The organism is Amycolatopsis sp. NPDC049691, assembly GCF_040675005.1.
Taxonomy (GTDB): domain Bacteria; phylum Actinomycetota; class Actinomycetes; order Mycobacteriales; family Pseudonocardiaceae; genus Amycolatopsis.
The window spans coordinates 76,878-100,018 of the sequence record NZ_JBFANX010000019.1; the positions used below are offsets into that span (position 1 = coordinate 76,878).

13 protein-coding genes are annotated in these 23,141 nt (G+C 73.1%); 7 read left to right on the plus strand and 6 right to left on the minus strand.

Going from position 1 to position 23,141, the window contains the following annotated elements:
* Nucleotides 1-7 precede the first annotated feature (7 nt).
* Genes AB0J40_RS34645 through AB0J40_RS34655 form a run of 3 tightly spaced genes read left to right on the plus strand, consistent with a single transcriptional unit; the run spans nt 8 to nt 12,302 of the window.
* A complete protein-coding gene (locus tag AB0J40_RS34645; RefSeq protein ID WP_364461753.1) occupies nt 8-10,285 on the plus strand; it encodes a type I polyketide synthase in 10,278 nt (3,425 codons plus the stop codon).
* A complete protein-coding gene (locus AB0J40_RS34650; protein WP_364461756.1) occupies nt 10,282-11,040 on the plus strand; it encodes an alpha/beta fold hydrolase in 759 nt (252 codons plus the stop codon). The genes AB0J40_RS34645 and AB0J40_RS34650 overlap by 4 nt, the downstream gene beginning before the upstream one ends.
* Nucleotides 11,041-11,051: 11 nt before the next feature.
* Complete coding sequence (locus AB0J40_RS34655; RefSeq protein WP_364461758.1) at nt 11,052-12,302, plus strand: activator-dependent family glycosyltransferase; 1,251 nt, start codon at nt 11,052-11,054, stop codon at nt 12,300-12,302.
* Nucleotides 12,303-12,345: 43 nt separating this feature from the next.
* Here AB0J40_RS34655 and AB0J40_RS34660 read toward each other — a convergent pair whose 3' ends face one another.
* Nucleotides 12,346-13,539 carry an aminotransferase class I/II-fold pyridoxal phosphate-dependent enzyme gene (locus tag AB0J40_RS34660; RefSeq protein ID WP_364461761.1) on the minus strand — a complete coding sequence of 398 codons (1,194 nt, stop codon included), beginning with the start codon at nt 13,537-13,539 and terminating at the stop codon, nt 12,346-12,348.
* A 263-nt stretch (nt 13,540-13,802) separates the two neighbouring features.
* Here AB0J40_RS34660 and AB0J40_RS34665 point away from each other — a divergent pair, with 263 nt between their 5' ends.
* Complete coding sequence (locus AB0J40_RS34665; protein WP_364461764.1) at nt 13,803-15,017, plus strand: macrolide family glycosyltransferase; 1,215 nt, start codon at nt 13,803-13,805, stop codon at nt 15,015-15,017.
* A complete protein-coding gene (locus AB0J40_RS34670) occupies nt 15,014-16,072 on the plus strand; it encodes a ketoacyl-ACP synthase III family protein (protein WP_364461767.1) in 1,059 nt (352 codons plus the stop codon). The genes AB0J40_RS34665 and AB0J40_RS34670 overlap by 4 nt, the downstream gene beginning before the upstream one ends.
* Nucleotides 16,073-16,253: 181 nt before the next feature.
* Here AB0J40_RS34670 and AB0J40_RS34675 read toward each other — a convergent pair whose 3' ends face one another.
* The 4 genes from AB0J40_RS34675 to AB0J40_RS34690 all read right to left on the minus strand — a co-directional run bounded on the left by AB0J40_RS34675 (nt 16,254) and on the right by AB0J40_RS34690 (nt 19,948).
* The gene (locus tag AB0J40_RS34675) at nt 16,254-16,526 is read right to left on the minus strand and encodes a hypothetical protein (protein ID WP_364461770.1); all 273 of its coding nucleotides are present in this window, start codon (nt 16,524-16,526) and stop codon (nt 16,254-16,256) included.
* A complete protein-coding gene (locus tag AB0J40_RS34680) occupies nt 16,490-17,080 on the minus strand; it encodes a LuxR C-terminal-related transcriptional regulator (protein WP_364461773.1) in 591 nt (196 codons plus the stop codon). The genes AB0J40_RS34675 and AB0J40_RS34680 overlap by 37 nt, the downstream gene beginning before the upstream one ends.
* Nucleotides 17,081-17,532: 452 nt before the next feature.
* Nucleotides 17,533-18,717 (minus strand): cytochrome P450, encoded by a 1,185-nt coding sequence (locus AB0J40_RS34685; protein ID WP_364461776.1) that lies wholly within the window; start codon nt 18,715-18,717, stop codon nt 17,533-17,535.
* Nucleotides 18,718-18,724: 7 nt separating this feature from the next.
* Nucleotides 18,725-19,948 (minus strand): macrolide family glycosyltransferase, encoded by a 1,224-nt coding sequence (locus AB0J40_RS34690; RefSeq protein ID WP_364461779.1) that lies wholly within the window; start codon nt 19,946-19,948, stop codon nt 18,725-18,727.
* A 142-nt stretch (nt 19,949-20,090) separates the two neighbouring features.
* On the opposite strand from AB0J40_RS34690, the gene AB0J40_RS34695 reads away from it, so the two are divergent.
* Both AB0J40_RS34695 and AB0J40_RS34700 read left to right on the plus strand, forming a co-directional pair.
* Entirely contained in the window at nt 20,091-21,047 is a 957-nt protein-coding gene (locus tag AB0J40_RS34695) for an ATP-binding cassette domain-containing protein (RefSeq protein ID WP_364461781.1), read from the plus strand.
* 4 nt (nt 21,048-21,051) lie between these two features.
* A complete protein-coding gene (locus AB0J40_RS34700) occupies nt 21,052-21,891 on the plus strand; it encodes an ABC transporter permease (protein ID WP_364461783.1) in 840 nt (279 codons plus the stop codon).
* A gap of 3 nt (nt 21,892-21,894) precedes the next feature.
* On the opposite strand, the gene AB0J40_RS34705 is transcribed toward AB0J40_RS34700, so the two are convergent.
* On the minus strand, nt 21,895-23,121 hold the full coding sequence (locus AB0J40_RS34705) for a macrolide family glycosyltransferase (protein WP_364461786.1): 1,227 nt from the start codon (nt 23,119-23,121) through the stop codon (nt 21,895-21,897).
* Between the last annotated feature and the right edge of the window lie 20 nt (nt 23,122-23,141).

Here is a 23,141-nt window from a genome sequence, read left to right on the forward strand (position 1 = left end):
GGGCGACGTGAACGAGGAGAAGCTGCTCGGCTACCTGCGCAAGGTCACCGCCGACCTGCACGAGACGCGGGAGCGGCTGCGGGCCGCCGAAGCCGCCGCGCCGGAGCCGATCGCGATCGTGGCCATGGCCTGCCGGTTCCCCGGCGGCGTCGAGACGCCCGAGGACCTCTGGCGGGTCCTGGAGACCGGCACCGACACGCTGACGGACTTCCCGGACGACCGCGGCTGGGACCTCGACGCGGTCTACCACCCCGACCCGGCCCACCCGGGCACGAGCTACGTCCGCCAGGGCGGGTTCGTCCGCGACGCGGGCGCGTTCGACGCCGCCTTCTTCGGCATCTCGCCCCGCGAGGCCGTCGCCATGGACCCGCAGCAGCGGCTGCTGCTCGAAACCTCCTGGGAGGCCTTGGAACGCGCCGGCCTCGACCCGCTGTCCCTGCGCGGCGAGCCGGTCGGCGTGTTCGCCGGCACCAACGGCCAGGACTACCCGGGGCTGCTCAGCCTCGCGCCCGGCGTCGGCGACGGCTACGAGAGCACCGGCAACGCGGCCAGCGTCCTTTCCGGACGGATCGCCTACGCGCTCGGTCTGGAGGGCCCGGCGGTCACGGTCGACACGGCGTGCTCGTCGTCGCTGGTCGCGCTGCACTGGGCGGCGCACGCCCTGCGCGAAGGGGAGTGCGACCTCGCCCTCGCCGGCGGGGTCACGGTCATGACCACGCCCGGGGCGTTCATCGGGTTCAGCAGGCAGCAGGGGCTGGCCGCGGACGGCCGGTGCAAGGCGTTCGCCGACACCGCCGACGGCACGGGCTGGGGCGAGGGCGCCGGCGTCGTCCTCGTGGAACGGCTGTCGGACGCCCGCCGCAACGGTCATCCGGTGCTCGCGATCGTCGCGGGCTCGGCGATCAACTCCGACGGCGCGTCGAACGGGCTCACCGCCCCGAACGGCCCGTCGCAGCAACGCGTCATCCGCGCCGCCCTGGCCGACGCCGGCCTTTCACCGTCCGATGTGGACGCCGTCGAAGCGCACGGCACGGGGACGAGCCTGGGCGATCCCATCGAAGCGCAGGCCCTGCTGGCCACCTACGGACGGGACCGCCGGACGCCGCTGTGGCTCGGCTCGGTCAAGTCGAACCTCGGGCACACCCAGGCCGCCGCCGGGGTCGCCGGCGTGATCAAGATGACCCTCGCGCTGCACAACGGTGTCCTGCCGAAGACCCTGCACGTCGACCGGCCGTCGTCCCGGGTGGACTGGACGGCCGGCGACGTCCGGCTGCTGACCGAGCCGGTTCCGTGGCCGGCGGAGGGGCGGGTGCGCCGCGCGGGCGTCTCGGCGTTCGGCGTCAGCGGGACCAACGCGCACGTGCTCCTGGCCGCACCGCCCGCCGAGGAAACAGCCGAGCCGCGGGAAAGCCCGGCCGTCGTGCCGTGGGTCCTTTCCGGACGCACGGATGCCGCCCTGCGTGCTCAAGCCGAGCGGTTGGCCGGAGTCGAGGGCGACCCCGCCGCGATCGGGCTGGCGCTCGCCACGACCCGCTCGGCCTTCGAGCACCGGGCGGTGCTGGTCGGCGACGCGGCCGAACTGGCCGAAGGAGTGCGTGCGCTCGCCAAGGGCGAGGAGGTACCCCTGCGCGGCACGGTCACCGAAGGGCTGACCGCGTTCCTCTTCACCGGACAGGGCGCCCAGCGCACCGGCATGGGCGGCGAACTCTACGACCGCTTCCCGGCCTACGCCGAAGCCTTCGACGAGATCTGCGCGGAGTTCGACCGCCACCTGGAACGTCCACTCAAGACGGTCGTCGAGTCCGGTGTGGACATCGATGAGACGGCTTACACCCAGCCCGCGCTGTTCGCGGTCGAGGTCGCGCTGTTCCGGTTGCTGGAATCCTGGGGCGTGACCCCGGACCACCTCGCCGGGCACTCCATCGGCGAGCTGGCGGCCGCGCACGTCGCCGGCGTCTTCTCCCTCGCCGACGCGGCCGAGCTGGTCGCGGCCCGCGGCCGGCTGATGCAGGCACTCCCGCGCGGGGGCGCGATGGTCGCCGTGCAAGCCACCGAAGCCGAAGTGACGCCGCTGCTCACCGAGACCGTCTCGCTCGCCGCGGTCAACGGCCCGGACTCCGTCGTGGTGTCCGGGGAGGGCGCCGAGGCGATCGAGCGGCACTTCGCGGCGCTCGGCCGCCGGACCCGGCGGCTCACCGTCTCCCACGCCTTCCACTCCCCGCTGATGGACCCGATGCTGGCGGAGTTCGGCCGGGTCGCGGCGCGGATCACCTACGCCCGCCCGCGGCTCCCGATCGTCTCGACGGTCACCGGGACCCCGCTGACCGACGAGCTGACCACCCCGGAGTACTGGGTGCGCCAGGTCCGGGAGCCGGTCCGCTTCGCCGCCGCCGTCGCGGCGCTCGCCGAACTCGGGACCACCCGGTTCCTCGAGGTCGGGCCGCACGGCGTGCTCACGGCCATGACCGAGGAGTGCTTGCCCGGCGCGACGGCCGCCGCGCTGCTGCGCAAGGACCGCGACGAGGTCCGGACCGCGCTGACCGCCGTCGCGACGATGTACGTCCGGGGCGCGCGAGCCGGCTGGGGCGCGGTGTTCCCCGGCGCGCGGGCCTGCGCCCTGCCGACCTACGCGTTCCAGCGCGAGACCTACTGGCCGGAGCTGCCCCGCCCGGTGGGCGGCACCACCCGCGACGCCCTGCTCAAGCTCGACTGGGTGCCGGTCCCGGCGGGCGAGCCGGTCCCGGCGACCTGGGCGCTGCTCGGCTCCGGCCACCGGGAACTCGCCGCCGCCCTGTTCGCCGAGCTGGGCGCGCTGGCCTGCCACCCCGACCTCGACGGCGTCGCCGAGGCGGGCTCGCTGCCCGACGTCCTCGTCGTCCCGTTCCTCTCCCGGTCCGAAGAGGACACTCCCGGCGCCGCGGCGCGGCGCGCGCTGCGGCTCGTACGGTCTTGGCTGGCCGATGAACGGTTCGACGGCCGCACCCTGGTCGTGCTGACCCGCGGTGCCGCCGTCGCCGAGGGCGTTGCGGACCTCGCGCAGGCCCCGGTGTGGGGCCTGGTGCGCTCGGCCGCGGCGGAGAACCCCGGCCGGTTCGTGCTCGCCGACGTCGACGACCCGGCGGCCGCGCGGCTGCTGCCCGCCGCGCTCGCCACCGGCGAACCCGAGTTCCTGCTGCGCGACGGCGAGATCCGGGCCGCCCGCCTCGCCAAGGCGTCCGGGACCGGCCCGGCCGCGTCCTTCGGTCCGGAAGGGACGGTGCTGGTCACCGGCGGGACCGGGGCACTGGGCGCGCGGATCGCCCGGCACCTGGTCACCCGGTACGGCGTGCGGCACCTGGTCCTCGCGAGCCGCCGCGGCCCGGACGCCGACGGCGCTGCGGAGCTGGCCGCGGACCTGACCGAGCTGGGTGCCGAACCGGTCGTCGCGGCCTGCGACGCCGCCGACCGCGAGGCGCTGGCGGCCCTCCTGGCGGCCATTCCGGCGGACCGGCCGCTGACCGGCGTCGTCCACGTGGCCGGGGTCCTCGACGACGGCGTCGTGTCCGCGCTGACGCCCGAGCGCCTCGACACCGTGCTGCGACCCAAGATCGACGCCGTCACGAACCTCGACGAGCTGACCGCGGACACCGAACTGACGGCGTTCGTCGTGTTCTCGTCGATCTCCGGCACGCTCGGCCCGGCCGGGCAGGCGAACTACGCGGCGGCGAACGTCTGGCTCGACGCGCTGGCCCGCCACCGCCGCGACCGCGGCCTGCCCGGGCTCGCGCTCGGCTGGGGTCTGTGGGCGCAGGACGGCGGCATGACCGGCGGGCTCGCCGACCGCGACCGCCGCCGGCTGGGCGCCACCGGGATGATCCCGCTGTCCACAGTGGAAGGTCTCCGGCTGTTCGACGAGGCCTGCCTCGGCGGCGAGCCCGCCGTGCTGCCGATCCGGTTCGACTTCGACGTGCTGCGCGCCGCCCCGGCCCTGCCGCCGGTCTTCGCCGGGCTCGTCCCGCCCCGGCCGGCCGAGCCCGTCGCCGACCGGCCGGCCGACGTGCTCGACGTCGTCCGCACCGCCGTGGCGCAGGTGCTCGGCTACGCCGGCGCGGCGACCGTCGAGCCGGACCGGGCGTTCAAGGACCTCGGCTTCGACTCGCTGACCGCGGTGGAACTGCGCAACCGGCTGGCCGCGGCCACCGGGCAGCGCCTGACCGCCACGCTGATCTACGACTACGCCACCCCGAAGGCGCTGGCCGCGCACCTGGCCGGTGACGCGGCCCCGGCGGCACCGGCCGCGGTGGTCCGGGCCGGTGACGAGCCGATCGCGATCGTGTCGATGGCCTGCCGGTTCCCCGGCGGCGTCCGCACCCCGGACGAGCTGTGGGCGTTGCTCGCCGACGGCCGGGACGCGATCGGCGGGTTCCCCACCGACCGCGGCTGGGACCTCGACGCGCTCTACGATCCGGACCCCGACAGCGAAGGCACGTCGTACGCCCGTGAAGGCGGTTTCCTCGACGACGCCGCGTTGTTCGACCCCGCCTTCTTCGGCATCTCGCCGCGGGAAGCCCTCGCGATGGACCCGCAGCAGCGGCTGCTGCTCGAAACGTCGTGGGAAGCCCTGGAACGGGCGGGAATCGACCCGGAGTCGCTGCGCGGCGCGCCGGTGGGCGTGTTCGCCGGGACCAACGGCCAGGACTACCCGGCCCTGCTCGCGCTGGCGCCGCGGAGCGCCGAAGGCTACCTGGGCACCGGCAACGCCGCTTCCGTGCTTTCGGGCCGGATTTCCTACGCTCTCGGGCTCGAGGGACCGGCGGTCACCGTCGACACCGCGTGCTCGTCGTCGCTGGTCGCGCTGCACTGGGCGATCCAGGCCCTGCGTTCGGGGGAGTGCTCGCTCGTGCTCGCCGGCGGCGTCACGGTGCTGTCGACGCCCGGCTCGTTCGTCGAGTTCAGCCGGCAGCGCGGGCTGGCGCCGGACGGGCGCTGCAAGGCGTTCTCCGACGCCGCCGACGGCACCGGCTGGGGTGAAGGCTCGGGAATGCTGGTGCTGGAACGGCTTTCCGACGCGCGTCGCAACGGGCACCCGGTCCTCGCGGTCGTGCGGGGCAGCGCGGTCAACCAGGACGGCGCGTCGAACGGGCTCACCGCGCCGAACGGGCCGTCGCAGCAACGCGTGATCCGAGCGGCGCTCGCGAACGCGGGCCTCCGGCCGTCCGATGTGGACGCCGTCGAAGCCCACGGCACCGGGACGTCGCTGGGTGACCCGATCGAGGCGCAGGCGCTGATTGCCACCTACGGCCAGGACCGCGACCGGCCGTTGTGGCTCGGGTCGATCAAGTCCAATGTGGGCCACACCCAGGCGGCGGCGGGGGTCGCCGGCGTCATGAAGATGGTGCTGGCGCTGAACAACGGCCTGCTGCCGAAGACCCTGCACGCCGACGTGCCGTCGTCGCATGTGGACTGGTCCGGTGGCGACGTCCGGCTGCTGGCGGAGCCCGTGCCGTGGCCGGACGACGACCGCGTGCGCCGCGCCGGGGTGTCGTCGTTCGGCGTGAGCGGCACGAACGCTCACGTCATCGTCGAGGCCGCACCCGAAGCGGCGCCTTCCCGGGAAACTACGGCTTCCCGCTCGCTGACGGCGTGGGCCGTGTCGGGCCACGGCCCGGAAGCGCTGCGCGGTCAGGCCGAACGGCTGCTCGACCACGTCACGGCCGATCCCGCCGAGCCCGCTCAGATCGGCACGGCTTTGGCCGCCCGCACGGTCTTCGGCCACCGGGCGGTCGTCGTGGGTGCGGACCGCGACGACCTGGTCACGGGCCTGGCCGCGGTGGCCGCCGGCCGGGCCGCGCCCGGCGTCGTCACGGGCGTGCGTGCCGAGGGCGCCACCGCGTTCCTGTTCACCGGCCAGGGCGCGCAACGGCTCGGCATGGGTGCCGGCCTGCGCCAGGAGTTCCCGGTCTTCGCCGACGCCTTCGCCGAGGTCTGCGCGGAGTTCGACGCCCACCTCGGCCGCCCCCTGCGCGAGGTGATCGACACCGAACCCGAGCTGCTCGACCGGACCGAGTACACCCAGCCCGCGCTGTTCGCGGTCGAAGTCGCCCTGTTCCGCCTGCTGGAATCCTGGGGCGTCCGGCCGGACCGGCTGGCCGGGCATTCGATCGGCGAGCTGGCCGCAGCGCACGTCGCCGGCGTGTGGTCTCTGCCCGACGCCTGCGCCGTCGTCGCCGCGCGCGGCCGCCTCATGCAAGCCCTGCCGGCCGGCGGTGCGATGCTCGCGATCGAGGCGACCGAGGCCGAGGTCGTCCCGACGCTGCCCGCGGGGGTCGACCTCGCCGCGGTCAATGGCCCCACGTCCGTGGTGGTCTCCGGCGCCGAGGACGGGATCGAGGCGGTCGAGCGGCACTGGGCCGGCCGCAAGACCCGGCGGCTGCGCGTCTCGCACGCCTTCCACTCGGCGGACATGGACGCGATGCTCGCGGACTTCGGCCGGGTCCTCAACGGTGTCACGTTCGCCCCGCCGGCCATCCCGGTCGTCTCGACGCTGACCGGAGCGGTCGCGACCGAGCTGACCTCGCCGGCGTACTGGCTGCGCCAGGCCCGCGGGACCGTCCGGTTCGCCGACGCCGTCGCCACCCTCGCCGGGCTGGGCGTGACCCGGTTCGCCGAGCTGGGGCCGGATGGCGTGCTCACCGCGATGGCCGCCGCCTGCCTGGACGAGCGCACGCTGGTCACCGCGCTGGTGCGCAAGGACGAGCCGCGGGACCTGCTGACCGGGCTGGCGAAACTGCACGTCGATGGCTCCACAGTGGACTGGGCCCGCGTGCTCGGGAGAACCGGCGACCCGGCGTCCCTGCCGACGTACGCCTTCCAGCACGAGCGGTTCTGGCCCGAGTTCTCCTTGGCGCCGGCCGGGGACGTCACGCTGGCGGGCCTCGACCGCCCGGACCACCCGCTCCTGGGCGCGTCGGTCACGAATGCCGAGGACGGCACCGTGGTGTGCACGGGCCGGATCTCCCCGCGCACCCACCCCTGGCTCGCCGACCACGTCGTCGCGGGCCGCACGCTCTTCCCGGGCACCGGGTTCGTCGAGCTGGTCCTCCGCGCGGCCGGGCAGGCCGGCGCCGGCGGTATCGACGAGCTGGTCGTGGAGGCACCCCTGGACCTGCCCGGCGACGGCGTCCAGCTGCAGGTGGTCCTCGGTGCGCCGGACGAGTCGGGCGCGCGGGGTGTCACCGTCCACTCGCGATTCGACGACGAGCCGTGGACCCGGCACGCCGCCGGCCGGCTCGCCGCCGAACCCGGGGCCGTCCCCGGAGATCTCGCGGAATGGCCGCCGCCCGGCGCCGAACCCCTGGACCTCGACGGCCTCTACACCGCGGACAGCGAGTTCGGCTACGGTCCGGCTTTCCAAGGCCTGCGCGCGGCTTGGCGGCTCGGCGACGAGGTGCACGCCGAAGTGGCCCTGCGGCCCGAGGAGCACGCGGACGCGGGCCGGTGTGGCCTGCACCCGGCGCTGCTCGACGCCTCGCTGCACGTCGTGGGCACGGTCTCCGAATGGGCGGGCCGGGCCTACCTCCCGTTCTCCTGGAGCGGGGTGACGCTGCACGCGACCGGTGCCACCGCGGTTCGGGTCACCGTCACCCCGAACGGCCACGACACGGTCAAGCTGAGCCTGGCCGACCCGGCGGGCCGCGCGGTGGCGTCGGTCGACGCGCTCGTGCTGCGCCCCCTGGCCGACGGCGGAACCCGGCCGGTCCGGAAGACGCACGATTCCCTGTTCCGGCTGGACTGGCGGCCGGTTCCGCCGGTGCCGGTCGACGGCGCCCGGCGGTGGGCCGTCCTCGGCGCCGACGACCTCGGGATCGGGCCGGCGCTCGACGCGAGCGGCGTCACCTGCGAGTCCTATGTGGACCTCGACGCGCTCGGCACCGCGGTCGGGCTGGGCATGGCCGTTCCCGAAGCGGTACTGGCCATCGCGGCACCGGTCCCGGGCGCGCTGCCGGACGCCGCCCGGTCGGCCGCCCACGACGTGCTGGCCCTGCTGCGGGAGTGGCTGGCCGACGAGCGGTTCGCCGCCTCCCGGCTGGTCGTGGTGACGCGCGGCGCGGTGGCCGCCGCGGCCGGCGACGACGTCCCCGACCTGGCGGCCGCGCCGATCTGGGGCCTGGTCCGCTCGGCGCAGTCGGAACACCCGGGACGGGTGAGGCTGATCGACCTCGACGGATCGGTGGCGGGGTTGGCCGATGGGGAGCACCCCGGTCCATCCATGGCGGCGCTGCCGGCCGCGGTCCTCAGCGACGAACCTCAGCTGGCCGTGCGCGAAGGCACGTTGCTCGCCGCCCGGCTGAACCGGGCCACCACCGAGTCCGCGACCGGGAAGCGGCCGTTCGGACCGGACGGCACCGTGCTGCTCACCGGCGCCACCGGCAGCCTGGGCCGCGTGCTGGCCCGGCACCTGGTCACCGCGCACGACGTCCGGCGGCTGGTGCTGATCAGCCGGACCGCCACCGGCGCCACCGACCTCAAGGACGAGCTGGCCGCGCTCGGCGCGGACGTCCGGTTCGCCGCGTGCGACGCGGCGGACCGGGACGCGCTCGCCGGGCTGCTGGCCGGCATCCCCGACCTCGCCGCGGTCGTGCACGCGGCCGGCGTCCTCGACGACGGCGTCATCGAGGGCCTCACCCCGGAGCGGCTGGACGCGGTGCTGCGCCCCAAGGTCGACGCCGCCTGGCACCTGCACGAGCTGACCATGGACCGGCACCTCTCGGCGTTCGTGCTGTTCTCCTCGGTGTCGGCCACCTTCGGCGCGCCCGGGCAGGGCAACTACGCCGCGGCGAACGCGTTCCTCGACGCGCTCGCCGCCCACCGGGCCGCCCGCGGCCTGCCCGCCCAGGCGCTGGCCTGGGGACTGTGGGAGACCGGGATGAGCGCCAAGCTGGACTCCGCCGACCGGAACCGGATGTCGCGCGGCGGCGTCCGGGCACTGCCGGTCGGGCAGGGGCTGGCGTTGTTCGACGCCGCGACCGCGCTCGCCGAACCCGCGCTCGTCCCGGCGAAGCTGGACCTGTCCGGCGGTGCGGTCGCTCCCGTCCTCAAAGGACTGGTGCGGCCGGAGCGGCGGGCCGCTCGGGTCTCCGATGAGGACACCCTGAGCCGTGCGCTGGCCGGTAAGTCCGAAGAGGACCGCGAAACGGTGCTGCTGGACCTGGTCCGCGGCGCCGCGGCCACGGTGCTGGGGCACGCCGGGCCCGACGCCGTCCGCGCGGACGTCGGGTTCCTCGTCGCCGGCTTCGACTCGCTCACCGCGGTCGAGCTGCGCAACACCCTCGGCGCCGCCACCGGCCTGCGGTTGCCGCCGACGCTGGTCTTCGACTTCCCGACCCCCGCGGACCTCGCGGCCCACCTGCGAGCGGAGCTGAAGGTCGCCGAAGAGCCGAAGACGTCCACTGTGGACGCCGGGGAGACGCTCGGCGCGCTCTTCCGCACCGCCTGCGAACTCGGCAAGATGAAGGAGGGCTTCGAGCTGCTGCAGAACGCGGCGCTGCTCCGGCCCACCTTCGGCTCGGCCGCGGACCTGGCGCACCGTCTCGGCTCGGTGAAGCTCGCCGCCGGGGAGCGCACACCGAAGCTGATCTGCTTCAGCTCGTACGTAGCGCTGGCCGGCGTGCACCAGTACGCCCGGTTCGCCTCGCCGTTCCGCGGCGACCGGGACGTCCACGCGCTGCCGGCGCCCGGGTTCGTCAAGGGCGAGGCGCTGCCCACCAGCGTCCGGGCGGTCGCCGAGGTGCAGGCCGACGCCGTGCTGCGCGCTGCCGGCGGCGAGCCGTTCGTGCTGCTCGGCTCGTCCTCGGGCGGGATGCTGGCGCACGCCGCCGCCGAACTCCTCGAAGAGCGGGGCACGCCGCCGCTGGCGGTCGTGCTGCTCGACAGCTACCTGCCGCGCGCGGATTCGCCGCTGGACCGGTTCCGCGACGAGCTGTTCGGCGGCATGTTCGACCGCGAAGAGGTGTTCGCGCCGATGGACGCCGCGCGGCTGTCGGCGATGAGCTGGTACTTCCGGCTGATGGCCGGCTGGGAACCCGCGAAGCTGGCGGTGCCGCTGCTGCTGGTCCGCTCGTCCGAACCCCCGGTCGCCGACGCGGGCCTGGCGCCCGAGGACTGGCAGACCCACTGGGACACCGCCGACACCGTCGTCGACGTGCCCGGCAACCACTTCACCATGGTCGAGGACCACGCCGCCACGACCGCCGAGACCGTGCGCGACTGGCTCGGCACCACCCTCCAGGACGGAGCGCACGCATGACTGACGACCCGGAGCTGTGGCTCCGCCGCTACCACGAGGCCGACGAAGGCGCCGTCCGGCTGTTCTGCCTGCCGCACGCGGGCGGCTCGGCCAGCTTCTACTTCCCGATGTCCGCCGGGCTCGGCCGCGCCGTCGAGGTGCTGGCCGTCCAGTACCCGGGGCGGCAGGACCGGCGGCTGGAGCCCGGGATCGACAGCCTGCCCGCGCTCGCGGACCGGCTCACCGAGGTGCTCGCCGAGCGGACGCGGGAGCCGTTCGCGCTGTTCGGCCACAGCATGGGCGCGACGCTGGCGTTCGAGGTCGCCGCCCGGCTGGAGCGGACCGGGGTGACCCCGCTGCACCTGTTCGCGTCCGGCAGGCGGGCACCCTCCTGCCGCCGCGACGAGTCCGTGCACCTGCTCGACGACGACGGCGTCATCGCCGAGGTGCGCCGGCTGGGCGGCACCAACGCCGCCGTGCTGGGCGACGAGGAGATCCTGCGGATGGCGTTGCCCGCCATCCGCAACGACTACAAGGCCGCCGAGACGTACGTCCGGCAGCCGGGACCGAAACTGGCCACGCCGATCACCGTGCTGACCGGCGACGCCGACCCGAAGACCACTCTCGACGAGGCTCGGGCTTGGGAGGGGCTCACCGACGGCGAGTTCGAGCTGAAGGTGTTCCGCGGCGGGCACTTCTTCCTCGCCGACCACCAGCCCGAGGTGCTGCGGCTGATCTCCGCGCGGCTCGCGGGCACGCTCTCCGGCCACCACTGAAAGGCGAACCCGTGCGCGTGCTGTTCGTGACGCTGGACGAGAAGTCCCACCTGTACTGCATGGTCCCGACGGCCTGGGCGCTCGTCGCGGCCGGGCACGAGGTGCGGGTCGCGGCGTCGCCGGGGTTCACCGACGTCGTCACCGGCACCGGGCTGACCGCGGTGCCGGTCGGCGCGGACAACACGATGCACGAGGGCATGAAGCAGAACCGCGACGCCCAGGAAGCCGACATCGCGAACTGGAACGACACCGATCCGGCGTCGCACACGTGGGCGGCCTTGCACCAGCGCTACACGTTCACCGTGTGGGCGGGGTTCGCCATCTACAACGACGAGATGGTCGCCGACCTGGTCGCGTACGCGCTGGACTGGCGGCCGGACCTGGTCGTCTGGGACGCGCTGACCTACGCCGGGGCGATCGCGGCGAAGGCCTGCGGCGCCGCGCACGTCCGGCAGCTGTGCTGGGCCGACGTCTGGTGCGCCATGCGCCGGACGTTCCTCGACGTGCTGGCCGAGCAGCCGCCTGCGGAGCGAGAAGACCCGCTGTACGACTGGCTGGAGCTGACCGGCCGGCCGTACGGCGTGGACTTCGCCGAGGAGCTCGTCACCGGTCAGGCGACGATCGACCCGCTGCCGGAGCGGCTCGGCGCGCGCTCCGGCGTCCGGCGGCTGCCGGTGCGGCACGTGCCCTACAACGGCCGCGCGGTCGTCTGGGACTGGCTGCGCGAACCGCCGTCACGGCCCCGCGTGTGCTTGACGCTGGGTTCGTCCAACACGGACGCGTTCGGCGGCGACTACGTGTCCATTCCGGACATCCTGGGCGCACTGTCGGGTTTGGACATCGAGGTGGTGGCGGCGCTGGTACCCGCGCAGCGCAAGGCCCTCGACGAGGTTCCGGCCAACGTCCGGGTCGTCGGGTCGGTCGCGCTGCACACGGTCCTGCCGAGCTGCTCGGCGATCGTGCACCACGGCGGCTTCGGCAGCTACGGCGCGGCTTTGGTCGCCGGCGTGCCGCAGCTGACGGTGACCACGCCGATCGCCGACCACCTGTTGCGTGCCCAGCGCCTGGTGGACGAAGGCGCCGGATTGTTGTTCACGCACAACGGCTTCACGGCCGACGACCTGCGTACCTCGGTCGCGAGACTGGTCGGGGAGCCGGAGTTCGCGGCCAACGCGCGTCGCCTCCGTGACCTGGCGGTGGCCCAGCCGACCCCGCACGAACTGGTGGCGGACCTGGAAAAGCTGGTCGCGGAGCGGTCGTGAGTGGGAAACAGCGCGCCAACCCTGTTTCCCACTCACGACGGCGTCAGCCTCGGGCGGCCAGGCGGCGGCGGATCTCCGGCGCGTGCTCGATCGCGAACGCGATGAGGGCCGAGACTTCGCGGACCTGCTCGCTGGTGACCGACGGTCCCGTCGGCAGCGTCAGCACCCGGCGCGAGAACGCGTCGGTGGCCGGCAGCGACACCGGCCGCTCGGTCCGGTACGGCTCGCACTCGTGCACGCACGGCGAGAAGTACCGCTGCGCCAGCACGTTGTCGGCCCGCAGCAGCTCGAGGATCGTGTCGCGGGACAGGCCGCACGCCTGCTCGTCGACCTTGACGACGTTGTACTGGTAGCTGTTGCGGTTGTCCTCGTCGTAGCGGTGCATCTCCAGGCCGGGGAGCCCGTCCAGCTCGGCGGCGTACTCCTCGTAGTGCGCGCGGTTGGCGGCGATCGTCGCGGGCAGCGCGTCGAGCGAGGTCAGGCCCATCGCCGCGGACGCCTCGCTCATCTTGGCGTTGGTGCCGGCGAACTCGGTGACGTGCTCCTCGCCCCAGCCGAAGTTGTGGGTGTAGCGGGCGCGCTGGGCGAACTCGTCGTCGTTGGTGACGATCGCGCCGCCTTCGAAGGTGGTGACGACCTTCGCCGCGTGGAAGCTGAACATCTCCGCCTTGCCGAACCCGCCGAGCGGCTGGGAACCGAAGGTGCAGCCGATGCCGTGCGCGGCGTCGAAGAAGAGGGTCAGGTCGTGGACTTCGGCGATCTTCTCCAGTTCCTGGATGGCGGCGGGCTGACCCCACAGGTGCACCCCGACCAGGCCGGTCGTGCGCGGGGTGATGAGGCTTTCGACCTGCTCGGGGTCGATGCAGCCGGTCGCCGGGTCGAGGTCGCAGAAGACCGGCGTCAACCCGAGGTAGCGCATGGCGTGCGCGGTCGCGACGTAGGTCATCGACGGCATGATGACCTCGCCGGTCAGCCCGGCCGCCCGGGCCATCACCTCGAGCGCGATCGTGCCGTTGCAGGTGGCCACGCAGTGCTTGGCGCCGGTGTGCTCGGCGATCCGCGCTTCGAACTCCTTCACCAGCGGGCCGCCGCTGGTCAGGCGGCCGCTGTCCAGGGCGACTTCGAGCCGCTCGTAGAACTTCGCCCGGTCGCCGGTGCTCGGCTTCCCCACCACCAAGGTCTTCTCGAAGGCCATCGGGCCGCCGAACAGGGCCAGGTCGTCAACGCTCGTCTTCATGAAGGTCCTTCCCCAGGGGTCGCGGACTGCCCTTACCCGCGGCGACGTGCAATTCGTTGCTTTTAAACGATTGTTGAGATCCCCCTCGTTGCGTCGTCTGCAGGATAGGGACGGCGTGCTCCGGCAATGGATTTCGCGGCGGAAGTCTGTGGAAGCCCCTAGTCGTCCCGGCTCGGCACCGTGCGAAGTGGACTCGGGGGAAACCGCCAGACCTCGCGTGGTAGCCGGTGCGCCCCGCCGGCCGGGTGCCCGACGATGTCGTGGTGAGCAGGCACATCGCCGTCTTCAGCTTCCCCGCGTACGCCCACGTCGCGCCGGTCCTCCCGATCGTCGCCGAACTGGTGCGCCGCGGCCACCGCGTCACCTTCGCCGTGGTCGACGAGTTCGCCGCGAAAGTGGCGGCGACCGGGGCCGAAGTGCTGCCCTACACCTCGACGTTCCCGTGGGCGACCGGCCTGGGCGACACCGCGTCCGACGGCTACGCGCTGCGGGCCATGCTGGCGTTCATGGGCGAAGGGCTCGCCCCGCTCCCGGCCGCCATGGCCCGGTTCGCCGACGACCCGCCGGACCTCGTCGTGCACGACCTGGCGGCGTCCGAGACGGCGCGGCTGGTCGCGCGGAAGTGGTCGGTGCCGACCGTCCAGTCGTGCCCGGAGTTCGCTTCCAACGCCCATTTCCGGTTGAACGAAGCACAAGCCGAGTCCGACGCCGCCCAGCCGCCCGACCTCGCCGACCCGGAACTGGCCGCGTTCGTGGAGCGCGCCCAGCGGCTGCTGGCCGAGCACGGCCTGTCCGATGTGGACACCGGTGGTGGCGAACCGCCCTACCACCTGGTCTACCTGCCCAAGGCGTTCCAGATCCAGGGCGAGACCTTCGACGACCGCTTCGCGTTCGTCGGACCGTGTTTCGACCGCTCGGTGGCGCCGGGGGAGTGGACCCCGCCCGCGGACGGCCTGCCGGTCGTGCTGATCTCGCTGGGCACCTCGCGCAGCCGGGAGCAGGTCGGCTTCTTCCGCAAGTGCGTGCGCGCCTTCACCGGGCAGCCGTGGCACGTCGTGCTGACGCTCGGCCGGTGGGTCGACCCCGCCGAGCTCGGGCCGCTGCCGGAGAACATCGAGGCGCATCCGTTCGTCGCGCACGCGGCGCTGTTGCCGCACACCCGCGTCTTCGTCACCCACGGCGGGCTCGGCAGCACCATGGAAGCGCTGCACTACGGCGTGCCGATGGTGATGACACCGTCCCAGAGCGACCAGGTGGTGACCGCGGCCCGCGTCGCCGACCTCGGGCTGGGCCACGTCGTGTCGCGGACCGAGGTCACCGAAGCGGAACTGCTCGACGCCGTCACGAAGACCGCGTCCGACCCGGTGGTCGCCCAGCGGGTCCGGTGGATGAGCGAGCAGGTCGCGCTGGCCGGCGGGGAGATCCGCGCGGCCGACGCCGTCGAGTCGTGGCTGCGGGCGAAAGTGGAGGCGAAGTGAAGCTGGCGGACGTCTACCTCAGCGGGATCGGCACCTACGTGCCCGAGACCACCGGTGTCGGGCACGCGATCGAGCACGGGTGGATCACCGCCGAAGACGCGGAGACGTCCGGGCTGACCGGCGCGGCCTGCGCCGGCGAGACCCCGGCTCCGGACATGGCGCTCTGGGCGGGGCAGCAGGCCGTCGCCCGCGCGGACGTCGACCCGGAGGCGCTCGACGTCCTGCTCTACGCCGACAACTACCACTCGGGCCCGGACGGCTGGTTCCCGCAGTTCTGGCTGCAGCGGCACCTGGTGGGCGGCGACCTGCTCGCCGCGCAGTTGCGCCAGGGCTGCAACGGCATGTTCGGGGCGCTGGAGCTGGCGGCGACGTACCTGATCGCGCGCGGCGGCGGGACGGCGATGACGGTCGCGTCCGACAATTCGACGTCTCCGCTGGTCAACCGCTGGCGCTGCCTGCGCCCGGACTTCATCATCGGCGACGGCGCGACGGCGGTCGTGCTGAACACGACGTCGGGCTTCGCGCGGCTCAAGTCGGCGAGCTCGATCACGGTGCCGGAGCTGGAAGGCATGCACCGCGGCGACGAGCCGATGTTCCCGCCGGGTGCGACCATCGGCCGGTTCATGGACTTCGCCGAGCGCATCGACTTCTTCGGCTTCGAGCACCGCGACACGATGCTGCACAGTGGACTCAACCTGCTGAAGACGCGGTCCGAGCTGATCGACCGCGTACTGGCCGAGGCGGGCATCGGGCTCGACGGGGTCAGCCGCATCGCCTACAACCACGGCTCGCGCACGTACGTCGAGGACGGCCTGCTGACGATGCTGGGGATCCCCCTGGAGAAGTCGAACTGGGACTTCGGCCGCGGGCTCGGCCACCTGGGGGCGAGCGACCAGGTGGCGTCGCTGGCGCACATGCTGGGCACCGGGCAGCTGGCGCCGGGGGACCACGTCCTGATGGTCGGGATCGCGCCCGGGGTCAGCGTCGCGGGTGCGGTCGTGGAGATCCTGGACGTGCCCGGGTGGGCCGAGCCGGTGGTGCCCCGGTCGCGCTGACCGTCACCGAGGGTACGACCGCTGTTGTCGTAGCGTAGCCACCGTACCGGAGCTGGTGGAAACTGACCAACAGGTGGTGAACCGGCCGGGTCATCCCGGCAAACACCCCGAAAAACGCGAATCGGGTGGGCCGGGGTTTCCCCTCGGCCCACCCGATCCGGTGGGTCGTCAGTCCGGTGGCTCAGCCGCCGGAGCCGCCGCCGTACGCGCCACCCAAAAGGCGGCTGCGGCGCTTGCGGTTCTTTTCGTCGTCAGCCTTGGCGTTGTCCGCCTTGGTGTCCGCCGGCTTCTTCTTGGAATCGTCTTCCTTTTTTCCGAAAATTCCCACCAGTTCATCCCTTTCCGGCATTTGGAAATCGAACCGTGCCCTCGCAGGATAGCGCAGGGTTTCTTCGCCCGCACACCGCCGGAAGCGGATCAGCGGATGTACTGCGGAGTCACCTTCGGTGGCCACTGGCCGATGCAGAGGATGCCCTGCGAGTACGCCTTCGAGACCAGCGCCGAGCGGTTCGGCGACTTGAACTGCCGCAGCATCGCGCCGACGTGGTACTCGATGCCCTGCCTGCTCAGGTAGAGCTTCGAGGCCAGCTGCACCGTCGAGATCCCGGCGGCGACGCCTTCGAGGACCTTCGCGTCGAGCTCGCTGAGCAGCTTGTTCTTTTCGATGGCGGGCCGGGGGGTCTCCGCGGCGCGGTCCGGTTTGATCAGCACGACGATCGTGGTGACCTGGCCGGACTGGCTGCGCACGGCGATGCCCGTCAGGCCGCCCGAGAGCACCGGCTGCGCGGGGCGCACGCCGACCAGGCGCGCGCTGAAGCGGTCGCGCCGGCCTTCGTTCAGCCGCGCCAGCTGCTGCAGCGTGAACTGCTTGGCGCTCGGGTGCACGAAGTCCACAAAGCTCTGTCCGAAAACGTCGGACGCGGTCCGGCCCAGCTGCCGGAGAAAGTCGCCGTTCGCTTCGATGACCCGGAGATCGGGACCCAGATTCGCGATGCAGACGTCGGACATGTCGAAGGCGGGGACGTTCTGGTGCTGTCTTTCGGAGCCGGCCGGCAGGCCGTGCGATACGGCGACTGGCCGATCGACCACGGAATCCACACGTGCGTTCATCGAGTTCGAACCCCCAGATTCGGTTCTGCGTTCGAGGCGTGCGCCACGGACAAAAGACGTCGACGACCCTCGAGCTCCCCACCAGAGGGTCCACGGCGGGCAGTCCGGATGGTTCTTCACACCACCCCAGCGGAAACCTCGAGTTCCTTCCCCAGAACGATCCTCGAGTCCACCCGGACACCGGCCGCCTCGGTCCGTTTCGTTGGAAACAAACCAAACGACGTCTCGTACGCTAGCCAAGCGGGTATGACCCGTCAATGCCGGTGCGGCGGTTCGGGGCTAACACTGGGGTCCGCCCCGCCGCAGGTACGGCACCCCCGGCCCGGCCTTCGGTGGGTGCGGTGCCCCGGTCAGCGGGCCGCGGTCGTGACCGGCAGCCGCTGCACGCCGAACACGCCGCCGGCGTGGAACGGGACATCCGCGCCCGGAGCCACCCGCAGGTGCTCGAACCGCTCGAACAGCAGCTCCAGCGCGACACGTCCCTCCAGCCGCGCCAGCGGCGCCCCCAGGCAGAAGTGGATGCCGTGCCCGAACGCGGCGTGGGAGTTCGGCTTGCGGTGCAGGTCGAACCGCCACGGGTCGGCGAACTCGCGCTCGTCGTAGTTGGCCGAGACCACCCAGGCCCAGACGATCGAGTCGGCGGGGATGACCGTGCCGGCCACCTCGACATCGGCCGTGGTCACCCGGACCACCCGGGGGAACGGCGGCCGCAGCCGCAGCACCTCCTCCAGCAGCGGCTCCACCAGCGCCGGGTCCGCCCGGACCCCCTCGTAGACACCGGGTGCGTCCTCCAGGCAGAGCAGGACGTTGCCGAGCAGCATGGTGGTGGTGACGTGCCCCGCGAGCAGCAGCAGCGCGGTGAAGTTGCCGACCTCCTCGTCGGTCAGCCGCTCGCCGTCGATCGTTGCCTCCACCAGGCGGGTCAGCAGGTCGTCGCGGGGATGCGCGCGCCGGTCGGCGATCTGGGCGCCCAGGTAGGCCTCCATCTCCTCGATGGCGACCGCGAGCTTCTCGCCGGTGCTCGGGTCGTCGACCTGCAGGGCCATCAGCGCTTCGGCCCAGCCGCGGAACAGGGCCCGGTCGTCGGCGGGCACGCCGAGCAGCTCGGCGATGACGATCACCGGCAGCGGGTAGGCGAGCACGTCGACCAGGTCGAACGCCGTCGCGCCCGGCTCGACCGCGGCCAGCAGCTCCCGGGTCACCTCGGTGATCCGCGGCTCGAGGTCGGCGACGACCTTCGGGGTGAACGCCTGGCTGACCAGGCGGCGCAGCTTGCGGTGCTCGGGCGGGTCGATGACCAGCAGGGTGCCCGGCGGCGCCTGGTCGCCCGGCGAGGTCAGGCGCGTCGTGTCCGAAGAGAACAGCTGCGCGTCGGTGCTGACGCGGCGGACGTCGGCGGACCGGAACACGTGCCACGCCCCGGCCTCGTCCTGCCAGACCGGCGTGTCCGCGCGCATCTTTTCGAGCCAGGTCAGCAGTGCGGCGCCGCCGTCCGGCGCGATCTCCGGGGCGGCGGTCGGCTCGGTGGTGTCCACTTCGGATTCACTCCCAGGGTCGAGCGGTCAGTCGGGCCTCGACGCGGTCCGCGGCCGCCGCGGCGCCACCGGCGCCGGTGATGTGCGCCCGCATCCGGGCCACGCGCTCGTGCGCGACGGCGTCCTCGGCGAGGCCGGTGACGGCCGCCCGCAGCGTTTCCGCGTCGACGTCGGCCGGGTCGACCCGGACTCCGAGGCCCAGCTCGGCGATCCGGTCGGCGACGATCTCCTGCTCCAGCGTGCGCGGCACGACCACCGGCGGGACGCCCAGCGCGAGGGACTCCATGGTGCTGCCCATCCCGGCGTGCGAGACGAACCCGCTCGCCCGGCTCAGCACGGCGGGCTGCGGCACCCACGGGTGCAGCTCGAAGTTCGATGGCACCGGGCCCAGGTCGGCCGCCGAGACCAGCCGGCCGATCGTCATGACGACGTGCCACGGCGTCCCGGCGAAAGCTTCGAGACACGAGGCGAAGAACTCGCGCTGGCGATGGTAGCCGAAGCTGCCCATGGCGATCAGCAGCACCGGACGGCTGTCCGGCGGGGTCCAGCCGCCCGCGCGGTCGCCGAGGCACGGCCCGACGAAGGCGAACCCGTCGTCGAAGGTGTCCCCGCCGGGCTGGAACTCCCGCGGCAGGAACACGAGCTTGGTGTCTTCGTTCCCCTGGGCGAACTCGGCCGCGGACGTGCCGGGCAGGTGCTCGGCGAGCGCGTCCTCGACCACCGCCGCGGCCTTCGCCAGCGCGGGGTGCGCCGGATCGGGGGCCGGCACCTTGCCCGCCATCGACGCGTACGGCGAGAACCGTTCGTTCGCGACGAACGTCGAGCACAGCAGGATCGCCGGGACGTCCCACTTGCGCGCCAGCAGCCGCCCGGTCGGATAGCCGAAGGCGTCGTACAGGAAGACGTCCGGCCGGTCGTCGTCGAAGGCGCCGAGCGCGGTCCGCAACGACGCGAAGCCCTCCAGCGCCTGGGCGAGTCCCGCTTCGGCGACGACGTCGCCGGTGATCTCCTCCGGGATCGCCACGGTGTCCCAGGACTTCGGCACGTGGGACTCGTACGGCAGCACCGTGGCGCCGGTCGCGCGCACGGCTTCGGCGTACTGCTCGGCGACGACGTAGCTCACCCGGTGGCCGCGCCGGACGAGCTCGGCCGCCACGGGCAGCGTCGGGTTGACGTGCCCGTGGGCGGGATAGGTGAGGAAGGCGACGTGGCTTCCCGGCGGGGGAGTCATGGTCCGAGCGTCGGGCTCGTCCGTGACCGGCGTCAACCATGTCTAGGCGAACCCCTCGGGTCGTCCTTCCGTGCGGGGAAAGGGGTTTCCCGGTGTGCTAACTGTAGCGATGTCCGATCCGGCGCAGCGGAAGGAAACGGCCGTGACCCTGTTCGTCGAGGCCGAGGGGATCACCAAGACCTTCGGCAAGGTCCGCGCGCTGGACGACGTCAGCCTGCAGGTGCCGCGCGGCACCGTGTGCGGCCTGCTGGGCCACAACGGCGCCGGCAAGACCACGTTGGTCAACGTGCTCACCACGCTCGTGACGCCGACGTCCGGCCGGGCCAGCGTCGCGGGGCTCGACGTCCGGCGCGACGCCGTCGCCCTGCGCAGCCGCATCGGGCTCACCGGCCAGTTCGCCTCGGTGGACGAGCAGCTGTCCGGCTTCCGCAACCTGATCCTCATCGCCCGCCTGCTCGGCGCCTCCACGAAGGCGGCCAAAGAGCGGGCCGACGAGCTGCTGACCGCGTTCGGCCTGCAAGAAGCGGCCGGGCGGCCGGCGAAGACCTACTCCGGCGGCATGCGGCGGCGGCTGGACCTGGCCGCCAGCCTGGTCGGCCACCCCGACGTGATCTTCCTCGACGAGCCGACGACCGGGCTCGACCCGGCGGCCCGGATCGCCATGTGGGAGATCGTGGAACAGCTGGTGCGCGACGGCTCGACCGTGCTCCTGACGACCCAGATGCTCGACGAGGCCGACCGGCTCGCCGACAAGATCGTCGTGCTGGCGCAGGGAAAGGTGATCGCGGCCGGCACCGCGGCCGCGCTCAAGGCGCAGGTCGGCAAGCGCACGGTCACCCTGACGCTGGCCGATCCGCCGGACGCCGGACGCGCGGCCGATGCCGTGCGCGGCGCCGGGCTCGAGCCACGGGTGTCCGGTGTGGACGAACTGATCGTCCCGGTGGAGAAGTCCACCGACCTCGCGCGCGTGGTCCGCGCGCTCGACGACGTCGCGGTCGAGCCGGTCGAGCTGGCGCTGGTCGACCCGCGCCTCGACGACGTGTACCTCGCCCTGTCCGGCGGGCCGCGGGATCCGCACACCGAGACCGAGAGGCTCTGATCCGATGAGCGCACCGACACTGTCCACTCCGGACTCGCCGGCCACGGTGGCCGGACCGGGCCCGTGGCGCGGTACGTCCGTGCCGATGCAGATCGTCATCCTGACCGGACGGTCGCTGCGCGCGGTGGTGGCGTCGCGGGCGCTCGTGCTGCTGGGCCTGCTGCAGCCCCTCATCGTGCTGATCCTGTTCAGCCAGGTGTTCGCGAGCCTGGCCGGCACCAGCTCGTTCCCGGCCGGCGTGTCCTACATCGACTACCTGATGCCGGCGGTGCTGGTGATGGGCTCGCTGTCGGTGGCGCTGCAGTCGGGCGTCGGCCTGCTCGACGACATGCGCAACGGCGTGGTGGCCCGCTTCCGCACCCTGCCGATCGCGTCGGCGTCGGTGCTGGTGGCGCGCAGCCTCGCCGACGTCGTGCGGCACGCCCTGCAGCTGGCGATCATGCTGGTGCTGGCGGCGACGCTGTTCGGGTTCTCCCCGGGCGGCGGTTTCACCGGCGTGCTGCTCGCGTGGCTGATGTGCATCGCGGTCGGCTGGTCGCTGTCCTGGATGTTCATGGCCATCGGCGTGTGGATCACCAACGTCGAGGTGATGCAGGGCGTGACGTCGATGGTGATGTTCCCGCTGATGTTCGCGTCCTCGGCGTACGTGCCGCTTTCGTCGTTGCCGGCGTGGCTGCGCGCGGTGGCGACGGTCAACCCGCTGACGTACTCGGTCGACGCGTCCCGCAACCTGGCGCTGGGCAATCCCGTCGGCGTGGGCGGCCTGGCGGCCTTGGGCGCGGCCGGCCTGATCGGCCTGACGGGCGCGATCGTGGCCACGCGGGGCTTCCGCCGCTCCGCCTGACCCTTACCGGAGCAGGGCTTCGAGGGCGCCGGCCGCGGCCGGCGCCCCGCCCGCCTGCTCGATCTCCTTGGCCATCAGCGCGAGCCGGGCGGGCAGCGAGCCGTCGGCCGCCAGTGCCTCGACCGCCGCGTGGATCGCCGGACCCGTCGCCGACGCGACCGGGATGTGCGTGCCCAGGCCCAGTTCCGCGACGCGGTGGGCGTTGGCCAGCGTCTCGCCGCTGTGGGAGACCGCGACGACCGGGACCTCGTAGCGCAGCGCCTCCAGGACGCTGCCCATCCCGGCCTGGCAGACCAGCGCGGAGGCGTACCGCAGCACCGACGGGTGCGGCATCCACTCGTGCGCCTCGACGTTCGGCGGCAGCTCGCCGAGCGCGGCCAGGTCGGCGCCGCGGCCCAGCGTCAGCACCACGTGCCACGGCTTGCCGCGGAACGCCTCGATGCAGCCGGTGAAGAACCCGATGTCCTTGCTCATCGACGTGCCGAGCGAGATCAGCACCACCGGCCGGCCGTCGCCCGGCGGGGTCCAGTGGCCCTCCAGCGCGCGGCAGTCCGCGGTCGGGCCGACGAACCGGTACCGCGGGCCGAAGGTCTCGCTCCCGTAGTGGAACGCCTGGGGGATGTACACCAGGCGAAGTTCGTCCCCGACGGGAGACAGGCTGGCCGTCGCCAGCCGGGGATCCAGGCCGTACCGCGTCAGCAGCGCCGAGACGCCGGCGCCGAACTCCTCGCCGAACCGCGCCAGCCGCGGGTCCTCGTGGTCGAAGCCGGTGGCGGCCGGGTGGTCGTCGGGCGGCTGGGGCGCGCCGGGGATCTCGTCGGCGTCGTTCTCGATGAAGACGGGGCAGCTTTCGGCCAGCGGGACGTCCCACGCCCGGCCCAGCACCCGCGCGGCGTTCCCGCTGATGGTGTCGTGGACGATCAGGCCGGGCCGGTCGCCGTCGAGCCGCGCCAGCGCCGCTTCCAGCGGTGCGAAGCCTTCGCGCATGAGGTCGATGATCATCGTGACGGCGTCTTCGGCGCTGTCCACCTTGGTCACCGACGCGGGGAACTCCGAGCGGTACGGCAGGACCTCGGCGGAGCTGTCGCGCAGCAGGTGCGCGAACTGCTCGGCGACGGCGAACGTGACCCGGTGGCCCCGCCCGGCGAGCGCTTCGACCGGGCCCAGCATCGGGTTGATGTGCCCGACGCCGGGAAAGCTGAAGAAGACGATGTGCCGACCCGCAGTCATGGCTGGAGTATCGCGAAAAA